19 protein-coding genes are annotated in these 20,615 nt (G+C 36.5%); 6 read left to right on the top strand and 13 right to left on the bottom strand.

Annotated features, from left to right (window positions below):
• Positions 1-215 precede the first annotated feature (215 nt).
• From IR213_RS06595 to IR213_RS06575, 6 genes are all read left to right on the top strand, one after another.
• The gene (locus tag IR213_RS06595; RefSeq protein WP_194311513.1) at positions 216-797 is read left to right on the top strand and encodes a transposase; all 582 of its coding nucleotides are present in this window, start codon (positions 216-218) and stop codon (positions 795-797) included.
• A 437-nt stretch (positions 798-1,234) separates the two neighbouring features.
• Entirely contained in the window at positions 1,235-1,426 is a 192-nt protein-coding gene (locus IR213_RS16265) for a Cif family virulence factor (protein WP_228479109.1), read from the top strand.
• Between the two features lie 38 nt (positions 1,427-1,464).
• Complete coding sequence (locus tag IR213_RS16260) at positions 1,465-1,617, top strand: hypothetical protein (RefSeq protein ID WP_228479108.1); 153 nt, start codon at positions 1,465-1,467, stop codon at positions 1,615-1,617.
• Between the two features lie 598 nt (positions 1,618-2,215).
• On the top strand, positions 2,216-3,343 hold the full coding sequence (locus IR213_RS06585; RefSeq protein ID WP_194311512.1) for a methionine aminotransferase: 1,128 nt from the start codon (positions 2,216-2,218) through the stop codon (positions 3,341-3,343).
• Between the two features lie 554 nt (positions 3,344-3,897).
• Positions 3,898-4,779 (top strand): SDR family oxidoreductase, encoded by an 882-nt coding sequence (locus IR213_RS06580; protein WP_194311511.1) that lies wholly within the window; start codon positions 3,898-3,900, stop codon positions 4,777-4,779.
• Positions 4,780-4,934: 155 nt separating this feature from the next.
• On the top strand, positions 4,935-5,294 hold the full coding sequence (locus tag IR213_RS06575) for a four helix bundle protein (protein ID WP_194311510.1): 360 nt from the start codon (positions 4,935-4,937) through the stop codon (positions 5,292-5,294).
• A 156-nt stretch (positions 5,295-5,450) separates the two neighbouring features.
• Here the strand turns inward: IR213_RS06575 and IR213_RS06570 are convergent, their stop codons facing one another.
• From IR213_RS06570 to neuC, 13 genes are all read right to left on the bottom strand, one after another.
• A complete protein-coding gene (locus IR213_RS06570; RefSeq protein ID WP_194311509.1) occupies positions 5,451-6,797 on the bottom strand; it encodes an O-antigen ligase family protein in 1,347 nt (448 codons plus the stop codon).
• Positions 6,798-7,171: 374 nt separating this feature from the next.
• Positions 7,172-7,903, bottom strand: a complete 732-nt coding sequence (locus tag IR213_RS06565; RefSeq protein ID WP_194311508.1) for a class I SAM-dependent methyltransferase — start codon at positions 7,901-7,903, stop codon at positions 7,172-7,174.
• 192 nt (positions 7,904-8,095) lie between these two features.
• Positions 8,096-9,457: a glycosyltransferase family protein gene (locus IR213_RS06560; protein WP_194311507.1), complete on the bottom strand. Its 1,362-nt coding sequence runs from the start codon at positions 9,455-9,457 to the stop codon at positions 8,096-8,098.
• A 44-nt stretch (positions 9,458-9,501) separates the two neighbouring features.
• A complete protein-coding gene (locus tag IR213_RS06555; RefSeq protein WP_194311506.1) occupies positions 9,502-10,503 on the bottom strand; it encodes a glycosyltransferase family 2 protein in 1,002 nt (333 codons plus the stop codon).
• Positions 10,493-12,040: a glycosyltransferase family 2 protein gene (locus IR213_RS06550; RefSeq protein WP_194311505.1), complete on the bottom strand. Its 1,548-nt coding sequence runs from the start codon at positions 12,038-12,040 to the stop codon at positions 10,493-10,495. Before IR213_RS06550 ends, IR213_RS06555 begins: the two co-directional genes overlap by 11 nt.
• A 4-nt stretch (positions 12,041-12,044) precedes the next feature.
• Positions 12,045-12,854: an FkbM family methyltransferase gene (locus tag IR213_RS06545; protein WP_228479107.1), complete on the bottom strand. Its 810-nt coding sequence runs from the start codon at positions 12,852-12,854 to the stop codon at positions 12,045-12,047.
• Positions 12,851-14,074 (bottom strand): glycosyltransferase family 4 protein, encoded by a 1,224-nt coding sequence (locus IR213_RS06540; protein ID WP_194311504.1) that lies wholly within the window; start codon positions 14,072-14,074, stop codon positions 12,851-12,853. The genes IR213_RS06545 and IR213_RS06540 overlap by 4 nt, the downstream gene beginning before the upstream one ends.
• 29 nt (positions 14,075-14,103) lie before the next feature.
• A complete protein-coding gene (locus IR213_RS06535; protein WP_194311503.1) occupies positions 14,104-14,511 on the bottom strand; it encodes an endonuclease domain-containing protein in 408 nt (135 codons plus the stop codon).
• Positions 14,512-14,673: 162 nt separating this feature from the next.
• Positions 14,674-15,759, bottom strand: coding sequence for a glycosyltransferase family 4 protein (locus IR213_RS06530; protein ID WP_194311502.1), 1,086 nt, complete (start codon positions 15,757-15,759; stop codon positions 14,674-14,676).
• Positions 15,752-17,149: a CDP-glycerol glycerophosphotransferase family protein gene (locus tag IR213_RS06525; RefSeq protein WP_194311501.1), complete on the bottom strand. Its 1,398-nt coding sequence runs from the start codon at positions 17,147-17,149 to the stop codon at positions 15,752-15,754. The genes IR213_RS06530 and IR213_RS06525 overlap by 8 nt, the downstream gene beginning before the upstream one ends.
• Before the next feature lie 57 nt (positions 17,150-17,206).
• Positions 17,207-18,178, bottom strand: coding sequence for a glycosyltransferase family 2 protein (locus IR213_RS06520; RefSeq protein WP_194311500.1), 972 nt, complete (start codon positions 18,176-18,178; stop codon positions 17,207-17,209).
• A gap of 151 nt (positions 18,179-18,329) precedes the next feature.
• Entirely contained in the window at positions 18,330-19,250 is a 921-nt protein-coding gene (locus tag IR213_RS06515; RefSeq protein ID WP_194311499.1) for an alpha-1,2-fucosyltransferase, read from the bottom strand.
• Between the two features lie 95 nt (positions 19,251-19,345).
• The gene (neuC, locus tag IR213_RS06510) at positions 19,346-20,476 is read right to left on the bottom strand and encodes a UDP-N-acetylglucosamine 2-epimerase (protein ID WP_194311498.1); all 1,131 of its coding nucleotides are present in this window, start codon (positions 20,474-20,476) and stop codon (positions 19,346-19,348) included.
• Positions 20,477-20,615 lie beyond the last annotated feature (139 nt).

Genomic DNA, 20,615 nt, shown 5'->3' with positions numbered 1-20,615 from the left:
CAAACCTGGCCCGTTTTTAAAACGGGTCAGGTATAGTAACAACGACCAGACGGGATAGTTTTCAACAACAACACAAACCTGACAGGTTTTTAAAACCTGTCAGGTTTAGTAACAACGACCAAACGGGATAGGTTTTAAAAACCTGTCAGGTTTATAATATCACCAACCCAACCTGACCCGTTTTTAAAACGGGTCAGGTTTAATAACAAAACTATATGCAAACCATACAACCACTTGAAAACGGAAAGTACTACCACATTTACAATCGGGGTATAAATAGCAGCATCCTTTTTAAAGAAAATGGTAATTATGAGTATTTCCTGAAATTGTATGATGTACATATTGAGCCCATAGCAGAAACCTATGCTTGGTGCCTGATGAAAAACCATTTCCACTTTTTGATACGAATTAAAGACGCTGATGAAATAAAAACAGAAAAGAAAATACAACCATCGCAATCATTTTCTAATTTATTCAATGCCTACACAAAAGCATTTAACAAAAAATACAATAGACATGGAGCTCTTTTCGAAAGACCTTTTAGAAGAAAATCTATTGAAAGCGAAAACTATTTTCAAAACGGGATAGTATATATCCATAATAATCCTGTTCACCACAATTATTGCGAACATCCTTTAGATTATCCTTGGAGTTCTTACAGCACTTGTCTTACTAATCAACCAACAAAATTAAAACGCAAAGAAGTAATTGAAATTTTTGATGACATTGAAAACTTCAAATACATTCATGAAATAAAAAGTAATGGTCTCCCAATAGAAACGTTCTTAGGGATTTAGACGTTGCCAAACGAGACAGGTCTTTTCCAAACCAGACAGGTTTACATCCCACCAAACGGGACAGGTTTACATATCACCAAACCTGACAGGTTTTAGAAACCTGTCAGGTTTATCAATCCAAACGGGACAGGTTTACATCCCACCAAACCTGACAGGTTTTAGAAACCTGTCAGGTTTATCAATCCAAACGGGACAGATTTCAAAACGGGACAGGTTTATCAATCCAAACGGGTCAGTTTTAAAAAAACGAATAAAATTACGGGATATTCAATATTTTTAATTGAATTTATTATTTAAAACACTGATATTAAACCAACTATAAATAACTTTTAAACCAATTATAATTATGAAATCAAGATATTAATAGCTGGATTATACTGATTGTATCAATAGCCTGCAATCAAAAGAAAGAGGAAAAAATTATTACCGCTCCGGTAGTGGACAAAGAACAGGTAAAAGCTGAAATTCAAGCCATTGAAGATGCTTTTGCAAGCGTTTACAATACAGGAAATGTAGATGCCCTGACTTATTATGCAGACGATACGACAAGTTATTTCAACGGTAAATTAGCTGTAGTGGGTAAAGAAATCCTTGAAAGAAGAACTGGCCAATTTTGCAAAAAGGGATAAAATTGCCTTTGAAACCAAAGAGGTTTATGTAGCCGATAATGGAAAAATACGTATTAGAAATTGGAGCATTCCAATTTTCAGATTCCACGGGCACAAAATTACGAAGCGGAAACTACTTCAGCCTTTTCGAAAAAAGAGATGGCAAATATGTTTGCATCAGAGATATGGGCAATTCAGATTCCCCAAATTAATAAAATACATGCCTAAACCTTTACAAAAGCACTTCAATTTGGAGTGCTTTTTTTTGGTAACCTATCTCCCAAAGCATTCCCTCAGATAAAAATTTCATTAAATAAACCGTTGTGTGTACTTATTAAAACCGTCAGTTCAAGGGATAATTTTTATTAAAAAGCAATATAAAATGACACATTTATTGTTTTTTTGAATTCCTACGCCCATTGACTGTGGCAGCAGGGCACCCACTTTTCGAAGATTCTGCAAAAATCTAGGGCCGAGCGTTTAAAAACAGTCCGATGGACTGTTTTAGCGAAGGAGCCAGGCGGCGCAGAGAAAAAAGAACAGATGACAATTAGAATCACATTATTCAATCATAAATAGAATTTTAATAAAAATATAATAAACAATCAAAAAAATCCGTTTTCATCCTTGTTTCGCAAAACGAATCCGTGTCAATCCGTGTCCAAAAAAATCTATGTTACGCAAAGCGAATCCGCACCAATTAACGCACCAAATCAGTCGCCCCACAAACCCTCAACACCATCGGCCTCCTAAAAAAACATTTTCTAAAGCAAAACCTTTTACCTACTTTTAGAACACAAAACACAGAGTATGTCCAAACTACCCCACGTCGGAACGAGTATCTTTACGGTGATGTCTAAAATGGCAGCCGAATACAATGCCATCAACCTCTCACAGGGATTTCCAAATTTTAGAGTCGACGAAAGACTGACCGATAACCTTGCCCGACTGGCCAAAGAAAATGTACACCAATACCTCCCCATGTCGGGGTATACCCCGCTATTGACAAAGATAACCGCATTGGTACTGAAATCCTATAACCGAATTATCCTTCCGGAAACAGAAATACTCGTGACTGCCGGTGCTACCCAGGCCATTTTTACCACCATTACGGCTTTGATAAATATAGACGACGAAGTCATTATTCTGGATCCAAGCTTCGATTGCTATGAAGCCCCCGTGCTGTTGTGTAGGGCAAAACCCGTTCGTATCAATTTAAATAACGATTATACCCCCAATTGGGAACGAATCGAAAAAGCATTCAGTCCGAAAACTAAAATGATTATCGTCAACAATCCGCACAATCCCGCAGGAAAAACCTTGACCGAAGCCGATTTTGAGGCATTGGAAACACTCCTGCAAAAATACCCCGATGTCATCCTGTTATCCGATGAAGTCTATGAATACATCACCTTTGAACAGTCCCATATTTCGGCACATTCTCGGGAAAAACTAACAAATCGTGCGGTCGTGATTTCATCTTTTGGAAAATCCTTTCACATCACAGGCTGGAAAGTGGGCTATCTCGTAGCACCTGTACATTTGATGAACGAAGTCAAAAAAGTACACCAGTTTATGGTCTTTAGTGTGAACAGTATTGCACAGGTTGCCATCAGCGAGTATCTGGATGTGGTTGCCGTAGATGAACTTGGAACTTTCTATCAGGAAAAACGGGACTATTTCAGAACGTTGCTTCAAAACAGCCGATTTGAATTACTGCCCTGCGAAGGAACCTATTTTCAGGTGGCTTCTTATGCTTCCATCAGTGCTGAGAATGATGTTGACTTTTGCAAGCGACTCATAGTGGAACACGGCGTGGCAGCCATTCCGCTTTCCTCATTTTATGGCGATGCCAAAGACGAAAAACGGATTCGGTTTTGCTTTGCCAAAGACAACAAAACCCTGGAAGACGCCGCAAAGCGATTGTGTGGGGTGTAATAATGTTATTTCTAATAAAGCCCAATAAAATGGCGCATTTAATATTTTTTTTTATTCCTACGCCCCTTGACTTTGAGGGTCGAGCGTTAAAAAACAGTCCAGTGGACTGTTTTAGCGAAGGAGCCAGCCGGCGCAAGGAAATAAAAAACAGATAACAATTAGAATCACTCCTAGCTCCCCTCTCGAGAGGGGCTGGGGGTGTGTTATTTTATAAATACTATTTTTCAATACATTAAGTGTCAATGGTTGTGATTTTTAAGGCCGAACATATGTTGAAGAATGAAAAAAATATAATACTTTAAAAATAGTATCGGGAACCATCTGATTCAAAATGCTTCTCGATACAATTTTTAATAGTAAAGCTGTCGCTTTACTATTAAAATCACTCGAAGAGACACATTATTTTATTCAAGCAAAATCCGTTTCATCCGAATAATCTCTGGCAAAAAAACAACGAGTAGTCTTCTTTGCAAACACTCCTACATTTCTACTTTTACTATGCACGCCTACTAATTATTTTTCCTTATATTTACAACTCTAAAAAAAACAAGACTATGGATTTCTCAGCAAAAATGCTTCGGGACGATGCCCTAAAAGGCAAAGTAATTGTGGTAACGGGTGGCGGTAGCGGACTAGGTAAAGCCATGACTAAATATTTTATGGAACTGGGTGCAAACGTCGCCATTAGCTCCCGTGATCTCGAAAAACTGCAAACCACAGCCAAGGAATTGGAATTGGAGACTGGTGGAACCTGTCTGGCAGTGCAATGCGACGTACGCCATTACGACCAGGTCGAAGCCATGTTGCAGGAAGTGCTGAAAGTATATGGCAAAGTAGATGTTTTATTGAACAATGCCGCAGGGAATTTCATTTCTCCTACCGAAAGATTATCGGCGAATGCTTTTGATACCGTAATTGATATCGTTTTGAAAGGTTCCAAGAACTGCACGCTTGCTTTTGGAAAACATTGGATTGACACCAAACAAACCTCTTCAACCATATTGAATATCGTGACTACCTATGCCTTTACCGGTTCGGCTTATGTCGTGCCTTCAGCAGCCGCAAAAGCAGGGGTTCTGGCGATGACACGAAGTCTGGCTGTAGAATGGGCAAAATACGGAATCCGTTCCAATGCCATTGCTCCAGGCCCCTTCCCTACGAAAGGTGCCTGGGATCGATTGTTGCCGGGTAACCTGGCCGAAAAGTTTGATATGGCTAAAAAAGTACCTTTGGGAAGAGTGGGTGACCATCAGGAATTGGCTAATCTCGCGGCCTATCTGGTATCTGATTTCTCGGGCTACATCAACGGCGAAGTCATCGTGATTGACGGAGGCGAATGGCTGAAAGGAGCCGGAGAATTCAACATTCTCGAAGCCATTCCGGAAGCACTTTGGGATCAGTTGGAAATGATGATCAAGGCGAAGAAGAGGAGTTAGCAGTATTCAGAAGGCAGGTTGCAGACGGCGGGAGTAAGGAAGCAGACGGTAGATTTCAGGTAGCAGACGGCAGATGGCAGATTTCAGGAAGCAGACGGCAGATTTCAGGTAGCAGGTATCAGAAAACAGATTGGATAAATTTAAAATAATAAATTATGAGATTTCAGGATTTACTAGCTTATAAGAAATCATTTGAATTAGCAATGGAAATCTTTTCTATTTCAAAAAGTTTTCCTTCTGAAGAAAAATATTCATTGACAGATCAAATTAGGCGTTCTTCCAGAAGTGTATCGGCTAATATCGCAGAAGCAACAAGAAAAAGAAAATATGAAAAACATTTTGTTTCGAAATTAACAGATAGTGATGCTGAAAATGCTGAAACTCAAGTAGGATTAGAATATGCAAATGCTTGTGATTATATTACTAAAAATGATTTAGAAACCTTAACATCAAAAAGCCTTGAAGTTGGTAAGCTATTAAACTATATGATGAATAATCCAGATAAATTTTTATAAATATTTCAATATGCAACTGCATGCAATCTGCCCTCTGCCATCTGCCATCTGCTACCTGCTACCTGCTACCTGCTACCTGAAATCTACCAACTGCTACCTGAAACCTGCAACCTGAAACCTGCAACCTGCTACCTGCCCTCTGCAACCTGCTACCTGCTACCTGCCCTCTACTACCCGACTATTCTCCTGAAAATAAACATTAAGCAACGACAACGAATACACAAAGGCCGGTGCAGCGGTGCGCATGGCGGCATGATTGATGGTAAAAAACCAAAACGCCACAAAACACAGCAGGAACATATTAAATTTGTTCTCCACATATAAAAACAAAGGCGTAAAAAACAGGATCAGCAAACCCACAATACCCAGTGAACCGTGTTCCGCAAGCATACGGGTAATTTCATCATGCGACAAAGTCCCATCTCCAGTCTCAGCCAGACGTACCTCAACCCCTTTGCCCACGCCCACGCCAAAAATGGGATTATTCAGAAAAGCATTGATTTCACCCTTTGCGACATCCTCCCTCCCGGTAAATTTGGATTCCTTTTCTCTTCCTGCGGCATCCTTATTCGCATAGCGTTTATCGATGAGCCCCCCTGTCTGCGAGGAAGTATAGACCCAGGTCGCAACCATAGCTACGGCAATAAACACAATAATATAATTGAGTTTGACCCTGCCGGTATAGTTGGATTTGAAATAGAGAAATAGCACTAACAATAAAATCATTAGAAAGCCCGTAATCATACCACCCCTCGAGAAGGTCACTATACCCCGATAACTCATATTAATGGCAATGAGTAAGTTGAGTCCTAACATAAATTTCGTTCTGGACTCCAATATCATTCTGGAAAAAAAGATAAACATCCCCAACCCTAAAATAGTAGCCACTTGGTTGGGACCAAAACCCCCTGAGGTTTCAAAATTAGATTGGGTAGAGGTAATCACATCCCGAATGTTAGGCGTATAAAAGGTCAGATACACCATACAGGTCACAATGGGAAGTCCCAAACTGAGCAAAATGGAATTCATCTGTTCCAAGGGAATCTTTCGCCTGTAGGTATAGATAGAGGCTACGCCCAAACAAACGGGGCCTGAGATATTAAAGGCGATGGCATTTTTTATGTTAGTGCCAAAATTAAGTACAAAGGTGGTAATCACAATACTGGGTACCAGTAACAGCAGAAAAATCCAGTACGGGGTGGCACTCTTGGAGAACCCGCTAAAATACATCCCCATAAAAACAAAAAACATTACCCCATATTTGGATATTTCGTACAAAGGATTACCCCCTGTCATCCTCAAAAAAACTTCACTCCCTACAATATAAGCAGCGAAAATCAAGGCTTCGTTGTTCTTATTTTGTTTTTTTAAGACGTAAAAGAAACCCACAACAAAAATGGCATAGCCATAGAGTTTGGATACAAAAGGAAATACATACACTAAGAAGCCCAATACCGCATGGAAAAGGATTAAATTGAAATAGACTAGATCTTCTTTTTTCATTTATAGCTATTTTTAGACCCTATTGATATTTTATTTCTCTTAGGCATTAATTAAATTCGACCAGTAAAAAAAGTCGTCCGTACAAACCAATTTACCAAATATGCAATTGAGGCTCCGACAATACCTTCTCCTATTATGCTATCTCCTGCTTGGCTTACTTTGGATGTGAAATTAGTTAAATAAAGCACGTATTCAAAATAGAAATATTTTTTTATCTGAACTATTGAATTTTGGTTTAGTGAAATTCTTTTTTAAAATAATAGGCTGGTTGCAATAAATGCCATAAGAGACAAAATTAAGAGAAAATTACAATGGTTTGGTTTGTGGAAATTATTAAAACCTGTAGTATCTTTTATTGGGATTGACTTTTTAATTCACCTTTTTTGGGCGATACAAAAGGTACTTACTCCAAAAGGGAAATTGACATATTTCAGGAGTTTGTTTTCGAACAAAAGGAGTTTCAATAAAATAACATTAGTGAATTTTCCATCAATAATCTGCCCTTCTTTTTTCTTATTTCTCGATACAACAGCATCGATTTTTCTGAAAAGATAAAGAGGAACAAACAATAAAAAATTCCAATAACTCGATTTCAAAATAGTGAATTTTTCGCTTATCAATTTATCTTTTAATTCCTTGTTGGTATACCTTCTATAATGCATATTCACCTCATCATGGGTACTCCATAAGGATTGAAAAGCGGGGACAAAAACACACAGCATACCTCCTGTTTTTAATAAATCAGACCAATTTATAATAGCTGCGGTGTCCTCACGTAAATGTTCCAGACAATCCGAAGCTACAATAATATCAAATTTCTGGGATAAGCTAATCTTTTGGGCATCCATCACAAAGGCATTTTGAATCCCGTTCTTTTTACAGTTTGCGATGGCCTTTTCGCTAATATCAATCCCAAAAAGGTTTTCCGGTTTGAAGCCTATCCGTTCTAAATCTTTTAGAAAAATCCCAGAGGAACAACCAATATCCAATAGTAGGCTGTCTTTTGGTGCATTTTTCAAAACATCGAGCAAATAACGTCGCCGGGAGACAAACCACCAGTTTTCGGTTTCCACTTCATGATATTTTTTTTCGTACTCTATTTCCATTCTACGTTCTTTATTTTTTTACGTCCGCCAAGCGGACTATTTTTTTTGCCACAGATTGCACAGATTTACTCAGATTTATTGTTTGTGTAAATTGGCGGAATTTGTGTTTAACTTTACTAATATCTCTCCGTGCAAGCCCGAAGTAGTTTATTTCCACAAAAAAGTTTCAATAGGTTATTAAAATACCAAACCTCATCTTACAGGTTTAGCAATTGGAAATACATGTATTGAAATTTTATCGATTATTTTTTTAATCAAAGGAATACGATATAAACCTGCTGCACTCATACTATACAAGGCCACTTTAGAAGGAAACATATAGCGGGGTTCCATATAAGTCAATCCATGAAAAATAAGCAAAGCCACAGATATTCCCCAGAAAATCCAATACTGAATCAAGTTCTTTTCGTGATACAAAAATAAAACTGCCCCCACAAGTACCAATAAATTAATGGAATTGATAATGAAAAGAAAAGTCCAATAGCCAAGAGACCCTTTGAATGGTCCTAAATCAAATTGATCAGGTTGTACTTTGCTGATAATATTGATATGCCCATAAAAACACCGAATCACAAACTGTCTTGCTGTCCAAAAGGGATGTTCCAGCATATCGCCAATTATAAAATGGCTGTAAACAGTATTATAAGTACGTTTTGTTTTAGCCATAACCGCATCCAGCTCGCCTCCGCTTCGTATCCAACTTTGATAATCTTTACTATCCGGTCGATTATCACTTTCCCAAAACCGTAAATCGGTGGGTTCTTCCCTAAACTGAAAACGTCCAATATGCGCCACATAGTAAAAATAGGATTCCTGACTTCCTCCTGACTCGTTTCCATTTATACTTCGTGCTAATTGTAATGTCCCCATACCCAAAATCAAGACTGTCAAAAAAGTAAAACTTAATTTTTTGCCATAGGTTGCATAGAACGTTTTATTTTTAAAAAAGGAATACACAATCACTAAAAAAAGTACCCCAAGTAGCAAGATGGCATTGGGTCGGTTCAGAATTAACAACCACATTCCAAGTGATAAAAGGATCCAACCTTTCTTTTTATCGGGATCCTCGAAGGCTATGGACCAACCATAAATAGCCAAAGCCAAAGAAAAAAAAGCGGGCATCTCCGCTAATATCCCCAAGGAATAATAGCAATGAATGGGGAATGCAAAAAATAACAACACACTCAAAAGCCCTACTTCTTTGGAAAAGAAGGTGGTTCCTATTCTAAAAATAAGCAGTAAACTAATCATACCAATAATGAATGTAAAGACAACCGCATACACCCATAACCGATCATCATTCGCATCAACTGCGGCTAACAAATAGACTGGCGTATAAAACAATATGGGCCCGGGAGCCTTGGTAATCATCACCTTGTCTGCAGCAACTTCTCCTTTAAGATACAAAGCTAAATTCTTTGACTCCACGTGAAAGGTAGCATCTCCAAAACGGTTCGCCCTAAAAGGAAAATTCAAAACTACCAACATCAATAAAACTGAAATCAACACAATTGTCCAATTGATTCTTTTAGTAGAAAAATCTATTTTATTCATATATTCCTATTGCTTGAGAAAATTTATTAATTTAAAAATAATACTTAAATCTTTAATTTGGGTTTATTCAAAAACAGACTCCACCAGCCCACCAATCTTCCCGCAGCTTCTGTAATAGCTTGTTTTCTTTTACTGGTGGTAAATGTATTGGAAAATCGTATCAAAGTCAACAATATAGTAATAGAATGCCATTTTAATTTGTCTTTTAATACTGGATTTGGATTCTTGATTCGCCATACATACCATCCATTTCGGACTACCATCTTACCGTATTGGTATTGGTTGGGTCTGCCAGAATTAGCGTGATAATGGTTTAATTGTGCAGCCGTATTCATATATAATTTCCCGATTTGGGAGACTCTCAAAGTGAAATCAGCATCCTCATACAGCCCATAACCTTCAAAATAGGTAGAGAATTTCAGGGTCCTAAATATGGTTTTTCTAAAAGAGGAAACCCCACCCATCAACATTTCTACTTCGTATGTTTTTCCGCTTGGAGGCAAAAAACCAACACTACGTCCATGGGAGTATAAAGAGGAGTATCCCGGAGGACAATCGCTATCCAATCCTAATCTTTTTCGGAGAATAAAACGACTGCTGTCCTTTCGCTTCCAACCATCAAAAAAATAGTCGTCTATTTTAGGCTGATACTGTTCCCCGACAAATTCACATTGAGATTCATTTCTAATATAACCTCCAACCCCCAAAGCCTCCGGATGGAATTCATAGGTTTGGAGTAATTGCTCAAAATAATCGCTTTCCAGCACCGTATCATCATCCAAAAAGCAAACCACTTCCATATCTGTTCCCACTCTTTCTATGCCGTAATTCCTTTGTTTGGTCAAACCACGATGTTCGGGTGGCACTGCATAATAATACAGGTTTTTGAAATGATTTCCTTTTAGAATAATTTCCGTTTCTCTATTGGCGGAGCCGTCAACGATCAGAATTTCATCTGGATACGCCGTTTGGTGCTGAACCGATTGCAACAATTGCAGCAATGCCTCTGGCCGCATATAAGTACAGATGATAAGACTAAACTTCATTTTGTTGCTTTAGTTTGTTGGCCCAGAATACACTTTGTTTCCATTGCTTTTGAAAATGAATATAATATAGGATGGGGTTTTTAATGCATTGAATCGCATAATACTTAAAAAACAAAATGGTTTTATACCCCCTAATTTGTTCCGGCAAATGATGCGAAATTTGAAACAACATTATTGTTGGAGAAGGTTTGGGTTGAATGCTACCATTTTGCCATTGCAATAGTGGTTTTGTCCTAAAACCTCCTATGGGCGCTTTCAAATGCAGGATAGCAGGATCCGGCAGATACAAAACATCGGTACCCTGATTGCGCAATTGCATCCCAAAATCACCATCTTCTCCAAAACCAAATTCATAACCCCTATTAAAGTTAGATTGTTTAATACTATCTGCAAAAACAAAACTGCAACCCGCTCCAAAGGTAATCCATTGAAAAACCACGCCTCCTTTTTTAGAATTGCCTTTTTGAAAACATTGAACAGAAACCGCTTTAACCCCAAATACAGCAATTTCTTCAAGCGCTTTTTCAATAAAATCAACCTCTATTTGGATATCATCATCAGCAAAGAAAACCCACTCGCTGGTTATTTGCTTCAAAGCAACATTTCTGGCATTACATGCTCCCGCCTGATGGGTAAATATATGCTTTATTTTGAATGGCCATTCTTGATTGGTTAAATAATCCAGTTCCGATTGACTTCCTTCATCTGGATTTTGCTCCACTATGATAACATTGGTGGGCAAATGGCTTTGTGATTTCAAATCCGAAAGCACATCATACAAATATTCTTTTCTACCAATAGTCGGTATAATAACATCCAAAGTTGCCTTGTCGATTATTTTTCTCGAAGATTGCATCCTGATAGTATCCAAATTGATACTCGCCTTAGTCCTGTTCTTGTAGAAAAGGGAAAAAAGGAAAGGTAAAAAGGGGGTTTTACGTTCATACACCGCTAAATTAAAAAATAACAGGAATACCCAACGTGTTCTATAATGTTGTTTAACAAAACGAAAAAGGGTGTAGTTGCTGGGTTTTGTTAGAGAACTATCTTTCTTTTGTTTAAAAAGTAGGGGCTCGGAATAACACAACAGTCCCCTTTGCATTCCCAACTTGGCTAGAGAACACAGGAAATAATCAAAATCTTTATCGAAAGGAATTTTACCATTGAAAGCCAAAAGCACTTCAGCATGGATACCACCTACCCAGCTGCTCATTTGCCAAGTAGCGAAAGTGACTGCTTTATTAATTAGGATAAAAGGAGAAGCATCAATATAACCGATGTTCTGGTCTATAAAATTAGTATGTGATGGATTATAGGAAAGCATTAGTTTCTTATGATGAAACAAAGTCTCTATTGCTGAACTATTGAGTTGTTCATTCAGACTTTGATGACACCATATTAAAATTTCCTCCGGATAGGCTTTGGCAACTGCAACAAGGACGGCTGCAATAGATAAATTATGGTGCTTTTCCATTGAAAAATCACTGGCATTAGCCAGCTCCACAATAGTATCTCCATTATGATATAATAGTATCATTGCATTACTCTTTTACGGATGCCCCAGCGAATGTAATAATTTCATTTTTTCGGAATCGCACCGTTTGATAAGGATAATTCATTTTCTTAAAAAATTCCTCCACTTTAATATAAGTGGGTGCTCCATCTACAATGTGATACGAAGCTATGGCAAAATTAGGCTTTAGCTTTTCGATGGTTTGCACACAACCATCCAGGGCTTCTATTTCGGCTCCTTCGATATCCATCTTTATAAAATCCAATTTCTTAATATTGTTTTTCAATACCCAGTCATCAATTCTTACAGCTTCTTTTTGAACGCATTTATCAGCATCCGGAATCCATACCGCCGAAGAACCCACCGTTCCGGCTTCGTAAAAATCAACTAATCTATTTTCATTCCACAACAACAATTCTTCGATTTTAATAGTATCCGCAAGGCCTTTATTCAAAACCCTATTTTGATTAATTCGGGCAATGTTAAACCTATCGGGTTCAAAAGCATAGACCTGACCATTTTTTCCAATCAATTTCGAAAAGAAAATGGATAAATGACCACAATTGGCACCGGCATCCAAAACAATATCGTTTGCCCTTACTTTGTAAAAATGCTGATAATAATTAAAATCCGGAACAATAAAGTATAAAGCTTCATTGGTAATCATAGACACCTCTTCAAAAGTAGTTTTGAAAGCTACTCTACCTTCTTTATCTATTATTAGTTCATATTTTGTATGCTTAGGTCTATTGATGCTGTAATAGACTAATTTGATTTGTTCTTTCAGATTGCCTTTTGGAAAAAGGGCACTTATTATTTTTTTTAACTGTTTCTTCATTTTGATTTGATTATACCTTCATAAAATAATAGGCTTTGTTTTGCTACAATTTCAATACTAAAAGTATTGACAATCTTTTTTCGGGCGGCTATACCAAATTTTTGTTGCAATTCCGAATTCTCTAATAACTCAAGAATCCTATTGGCATACTGATGGTGCTCTTTTGGGTGGACTAAAAAACCTTCTACTCCATCGGTAATAATTTCCTTAGCCCAGCCAATATCAGAAGCCACTACTGCTTTTTGTATGGCCATTGCTTCAATCCAGGAAACGGGCAGGGCTTCGGCAAAGGAAGGAAAAACACAGACCGTCGCCAAGTCTATTTGCTTTTTTATTTCCGGATACGGAACACTTCCTAAATAGCTCACGTTTTGCATGGCCTCAGGTGTAAATAATTCTTGCATCATTTGCCAAGTAGAATGAAGCCCTGAAACAATATCCGGCACATCTTTGCCCACAAGTACTAATTTAGCTTCCCTATTTTTTTCAATGACTGCATTGAAAATGAATGGTAATTCCAACAATCCTTTTTTACGAATCAGACTACCGAAATACAATATAATATCCTCACCCACAACCCCTCTCCAAAGGATTGCTTCGTTCCTCGCAATGACAGGGGAGCTTGAAATACTTAAATTTTGTTGATCATTGTTTTTGCCATTGACATTAAAAAAATCAACATCAATCGAATTGGGAATAATCGTAAATTTTTTATGCAACCCAAATACTTTATTTGTCAAATCGGCAGTAAATTGGCTTACGGAGAGCAAGCCATCTGCTTTTTTGAGGGCTCTTCGTTCGTGGAATTTATTCATCCATTTTACAGGACGGTGATCCAAATGACAAAAATAAGTGTCGGAACCGTTCAATCGAATGACAATAGGGCATTTTCGAGGTTGGATAAAGGAAGTGATTCCTGTCCAATCAGGGGCTTCGACCAAATCAATTTCCTGATTGGCATACAATTGATTGACAATACACTCCAATTTTTTTCGTGTCAGCCACCAGGACAACCCTTTGAGCTTTACATTTTTAATTTGCTGAATGGTAATCCCGGTATCATCAAAAACACCTTCCTCTTTTTGACCATAGACCAAAACCCGAACCGAATGACCTTGCTGTAAAAGTCCAATAGCCAGATTCTTGATGCTCGTGCCAATTCCACCGGAACTTCCTGTTATGGGGTGTGGGTATTCGGGGGTTAGAAAGGCTATCTTCATTTTATTATTTACTTTTTTTATTTCCACTCCTAACTCCCCTCTTGAGAGGGGTTGGGGGTGTGTTTCTCGTATTCAAAAATATAAAACTCAATGGCGCGAAGTACATTTTCCATATCATTTAACACCTCATCATCACTAAATCGCAAAACAGAAATCCCCAATTCGTTCATCCTTTTTTCTTTTATTCCGTCTTTATTATAAACTTCTAAAAACTGATGCGAATAACCATCAACTTCTATCGCCAACATCAATTCGCAACAAAAAAAATCTAAAATATAATTATCTATGGGTTTCTGACGATGAAAATCATAACCATACATCTGTTTCCCTTTTAATTTTAACCACAGAAAAATTTCAGTTTTGGTCGAATCATTCCTCAATTGAAGAGCCAATTCTTTGAGCTTTGGATTGTAGGGTATGATTTTTCTTTTGGTCATTATATCTCCATTTTTTAATTGCAATAAATTACACACCCCTAGCCCCTCTCAAGAGGGGAATTTGTCCCTGCTAACAGAAATCTTATAGGAATCAGGTAAACATATTCTATATTACAATCGCAATTTTTCGCACTCCTGACTCCCCTTTAGGGGGCTGGAGGGTCACTTCTCACTATTCACTAATAATTGAATATGTCCCTCCACCATCTTGTCCAAATTGAAATCGGATTCAATTCGCAGGCTGACGTCTTTGTCGATTTTTAAATTTCCTAATACTATATTTTTCAGGATATCAGCCAAAGCCAAATAATCTTTGGGTTCAAAGATAAATCCATTTTTACCATTTGTAATAATTTCAAGATTACCCCCTACAGTCGTCGTGATTACGGGCACATTAGCTGCCAGACTTTCTAAAATGGAAAGACTGAAACACTCCATATAAGTAGGCTGTAACAAATACCTATACTGGGACAATAATTCATTGAGTTGGGAAGAACCTCCTTTAAAATGGATAACACCTTCTAGATTATCCTTTTGGGTTAATTTGACTAATTCGGTTTCGTACGGCCCTTCACCATACACATCAATTTGAATCTGATTTTTGATAGCATCCTCCAAGACGGAAACTGCTTTTATCAAATCCTGAATTCCTTTAGAATGGCGCAAATGCGAACTTATTACAAACGTATTACTATTTTCTTGAGTTCGTTTTACGAAAACTGAAGTAGCAATCCCATTATAAATCACAGACGTTTTATTGTCCAGAAAAAAACCATAATCCTTTAGAATCTGCTTTCGGGTGTAATTAGAAACACCAATAAATTGATCAATGTATTGGGAATACAAAACTCCTTTCATTTTATTTTTTATGATTTTAAAAAGCGAAAAACCTTCCAGAGGTCTTGGATTGTGATTGACAGCGATGATTTGTTGAATACCCGAAGCTTTTGCTTTTTTGAAAAAAGAGGTACACAAAGCCAAAAAATGAGTGACTAATATATCATATTTTAAATACTCTTGTTTTACTTTTTCCAGGAAAAAGGATTCCACATTTTGGTGGTTTGCACTATAAATAGTCAGTCCCGAGTAGAAAGCAAAGGGTTCATACTGCAAAAAATACCAATCAATGGAATAGCCCAGTTCTTTTGCTCTTTGGTCATAAGCTACATAAAACCGATCCATTCCCCCAATGCGGTTTGGATTCAAGGCATAATTGCAGACGACAGCTATTTTTGTTGGATTAGTCATTCAAATAAAATAATGTTTTGGATATTCTTTTACTGGTACCTTCTAAAGGTTCGCTTATTTGTAAATCTATCATTGTCTTTCTTTGTAAAGTTCTTTCCTTTGGATGGCTTAATGCCTGATTGATTTGATCAATCAACTCGGTTTCATTTTTGGCAATGGTCACCGATTGACTATCGACCACTTTTTTATAATGATCGTAATTCAAAAAGCGTTGGTCATTATACAAACCATTTTCAGGATTCCCAAAAACGGTATTGATTACAGGTTTATCAAACAACATAAAATCCAAACTCATCGTCGAACACATATTAACATTTAAATCGACATATTCCAGTAAGGATCGTAAGTCTTTTATATCCTCTTCCGAAGACACACGTTGTGACCAACTTTCGGCGTGGTTTCCCCGGGTCAAAACCCATTTGGGAACATTCCATTTGATCTCCGGGTATTCCGCTCGAATCGTATGGAATCTTGAATCGCCTTCAGCGGGAGAAGTTCTCACTAGCAATTGTACTTTCGTGGTTATGGAATTATTCCGAATACCATCAGCAATGGCTCTAATAGCTATAGGATCGTTGGAACCAATGGAAACATCGGCACAGCTGTAGCAAATGGTTTTTAAACGAGAATCCAATTGGAATTTGGTATAAAATGCTTCGGCTGTGGTTTTGTATTTTGACATTACATAAGGCTCAAACTGAGGAGTTCCCACAACTTTTACCTTTTCGCTTTTTACCATAGGGTAAAAATGTACCAACTCGGCTTTCATCAAATGACTCCATACCAAGAAACAATCAAAAGCCCCTAACATCCTTCCTTTGGAAGCCAGATTATCCCAACTGAAAATAAAAGTGCTTGTGGTTATCTTTAATTGTTGTGCTGCATATAAAAAAGGGGCTAAAAAAGGGGGTCTTTGGTGGGTGAAAAAGACGTGAGAGGGTTTGTCCTCTTCTAATATTCGAAAATAGGATTGGGCGATTTTATTTTTAGAAAAAGAGAGAAACTGCAATTTTTCAGCTAATAAAATACTAACATCCGAATGGACAAATCGAGTGCAAAAATAAATCAACTTTACCAATAGCGCTCTTGCCGAATTATTTTTAGGATAACCAACAATTAGATTATCTTTCATTCCATAAAAAGACTGATGCTTTTGCAAATGTGCGACTTCTTTCCATTTTCTGAAAAACCAGGTTGCCTTTCCTTCTACAAAAACATCCAATTCTTTGATGTCTATATTATTTTTCGAAATGGAATGGAAAGCACTTATCGGCAAACCCGAATAGATGGTGATGGCATCAAACTGATTTGTAGCTTCCAAAATGAATTCACTCATGATAAAATTGCGAAAACCTACCCCATCCGTTATAACTATTCCTAGCTTTTTCATTTATATTAAATCTTGTTTCCTTTCTGATAAAGCCAATTCATTGAATAACTTATTTTATTAAAATAGTCTCGAAGTACTATCATTATTCTTAATTTCCTTTTTATCGACAATTAATTCCTTAATAATGAACAAAGGACGCTTTTTTACTTGAAAAAAAACGCGAATTAAATATTCTCCAATAATGCCAATTGAAATAAGCTGAACCCCGCCGAACAGAATAATCAAAAAAACGATGGCTGTAAATCCGTCTGGCACATAATCGCTCGAAAATCGCTTAATCAATGTTATTATAAAATAAATGACACCTATCGACATCGTGGAAACGCCCATGAAAGTAATAAATTTAATGGGAAATTCACTGAAATTAAAGATGCCATTCATCGCCAATCGTAAAAGATGTCTGAAAGTATATTGCGTATTTCCAGCTTGACGATCCGGGCGACTGTATTTGTATCCTATTTGCTTAAAACCCACCCAACTTCTCATCCCTCTCAAATATCGACTTTCTTCCGGCATGGCATTAAAAACATTAACAACTCTGCGACTTAAAAGTGAAAAATCACCCGAGTCTAAAGGAATATCTATCGAGGCTATTTTTTGCAACATACGGTAAAATAATTTGTAAAATCCCACCTTAAAGAAACCTTCTTTTCTGGACTCCCTTACAGCATAAACCACATCATTTCCCTCTTTGTACAACAAATACATGTCGCCCAGCAATTCGGGAGGATCTTGCAAATCACCATCAATAATTAGCACCGCTTCCGAGGCATTGACCATGGTCAAAGCGGCAGTCAAAGCCAATTGATGTCCAAAATTTCGAGACAAAATTATACTTGAAAATCGTTCGTCTTCTATTGAAAGCTGCTTCATCAAGAGCGATGTAGCATCAGTACTGCCGTCATCCACCAGAATCACCATTATAGCCAATTGGCTTTGGTTTAATAATGCCGTAATCCTCGATATTAACAACGGGAAAACTTTCTCTTCATTATATAAGGGAATAATTATATTTATTTCAGGAATCATTACGATAAAAGTTAATGAAATTAATACTTAGTACCTATTTTTTCAATAAACATGGGGACTAATGTTACAAAGAAAGTTCTTTTTGTTTTAGAATTTTAATGAAATTCGATTTAATAAAGTATTTATACCCTAATTTTTAAAATTTAGGTTATCAGTCTTTACGCAAATGTAAAAACACTAATCCACCTTTTATAAAATTTTTACTCTTTTTCTTTAAACTTAAATACTCAAATTTTAGATTTACAAATAAAGAATAAACATTCCCTTTTATATTCAAAATAAAATATTTCTTTTCTAATTTAAATAAACTATCATTGAAAGAAATCCACCTTGAAGGGAAAAAATCTGAATCATCGTTCTGAATGCCAAAAAGACCTCTAAAACTTTTTATTGGATGTATTATTTTGGAATCTTTTTTTTCCCCTAACCAAGCGATCCACCATGAAAAAGTCGAATTACTAATTACAAAATCATCAAATTTTATTCCTATCGCCAACTGTTCTAAAGGTGTCAAATCTTTTAAAAAAAATGCGTTTTTTAAAAATGAAAAATGGTATTTACAATAATCAATATCATCGCTTGTGAAAATTAAATTTCTATTATTCCAATCTGGAAAATTATTTATTATTGCCCCCAAATAATATTTGTATGATAATTGAAAAAAATTAGGGTTATTTACAAAATCACCTCTTCTAACAGAAATTAAAATTGTTTTTTTTGAAAATAAAAAATCATATTTAGGATACAATTCTTTGAATAATGCATTCTTCAATTTAAAGATTTTTTTTGTTTTTTCACAATTAAAATACTTTTCAGACTGCAACCATCCCTCAATATCATAATCTCCATTTGCTAAATTCCATTCGTGGTAATTATGTTTTACTTCTTTTATTATTTTGAAATTTTCGTTTTTATGAGAAATGGGCAAGTCATAATCAAAATATTTTGAATAATTCCAATTGGGAAAAAAATAGCCCTGTCCATTCTTTTCTGCAATCCCAATTGTTGAAGCAATTTGAAACATTTGATTACCAAGATTTCCTTTAATACCAAGTTTAGAATATGTTATCATTGCATAATATAAATTTAATCTTTTTAATCTTATGGATTGTTTTATTTTTAACTGCCTAATGAATACTAATTTTCTATGGCCAACTCTTTAAAATTCTAATTGTTTTTGATGTCTCTAAATTGTTTTTGATGATTAATAGTCCAAATATTCTTATTTTTTATTGATTCAAAAAATAATTGAGCACTATTTCCTTCCCCAAAATCAGGCTTTGTATTGTTTACTTTGTGCTCATCTATTTTTTTTAATGCAATAGCAATACTTGTAATACTATAATCTACATTCAATATATCGGAATGTATAGCTCTGTTTTGTTGCCTCGTGCCAATGTTAATAATGGGAATACCATAATAAGGGGCTTCCCGAATTCCGGCACTACTGTTGCCTATGATGAACTGACTGTTTTTCAACAGGGTCAAAAAATATTCAAAGCGTAACGAAGGAAAAATCCGGAATCGCGAATTGTCTTTCAGTTTTTTGTATGCTTCAATGATACATTGACTTCCTAAATCATTATTGGGATAAATAACCACAAAATTGTGGGTGTCGTTTACTAAAGCCTTTATAAAATCTTCTGAATACTTTTGCATGGCTGCGGCTTCAGTAGTAACGGGATGAAACATGACAATGGCATACGCATCAAAAGGGATTTGGTAATAGTCTTGGACTATTTCTAAACTAGGCAATTCTGACGAAAACATACTATCAATGTCAGGAGAACCAATAGTAAAAATAGAAGATTTTATTTCGCCCATTTGCTTCAGTCGCTTGGCAGCTTCCGCATTGGAAACAAAATGTATGTGACTCAGTTTACTCACACTGTGGCGAATTAATTCATCAACAGTACCCGAGATTTCGCCACCTTCGATATGCGCCACTAAAATATTATTCAACGAACCCACAATGGCACCTGCCAAGGTTTCGACCCGATCTCCATGTACAATAATCATATCAGGACTGATGCTTTTTACATAAGTCGATAATCCTTCTATGGTTTTGGCCAAAGTCAAATCCATGGTAGTTTCATGGGTGTGGTTTTCAAAAGTATGTACGTTACTGAAATTACATCTTTCTATTTCGATCAAGGTATAACCATATTCTTTTTGTAAGTGCATGCCCGTGACAAATACAAAGACTTCAAATCCTTGCTGTTGTTCCAAAATTTGGATCAGTGATTTTATTTTGCCAAAATCGGCACGGGTTCCGGTGAGGAATAGGATTCTTTTCATTTTTGAATACTTGCTCTTTTTTTCTCAATAAGTTCAAAGATGCGAAAAATATATTTATGATTCATTTAATTAGTTTTTACACACCCCCTAACCCCTCTCAAGAGGAGAACTTAATCCTGCTTACATAAATTTTTTAGTA

The organism is Flavobacterium soyangense (assembly GCF_015277675.1).
Classification (GTDB): Bacteria; Bacteroidota; Bacteroidia; order Flavobacteriales; family Flavobacteriaceae; genus Flavobacterium; species Flavobacterium soyangense.
This window is presented reverse-complemented; position numbering and strand designations above follow the sequence as displayed.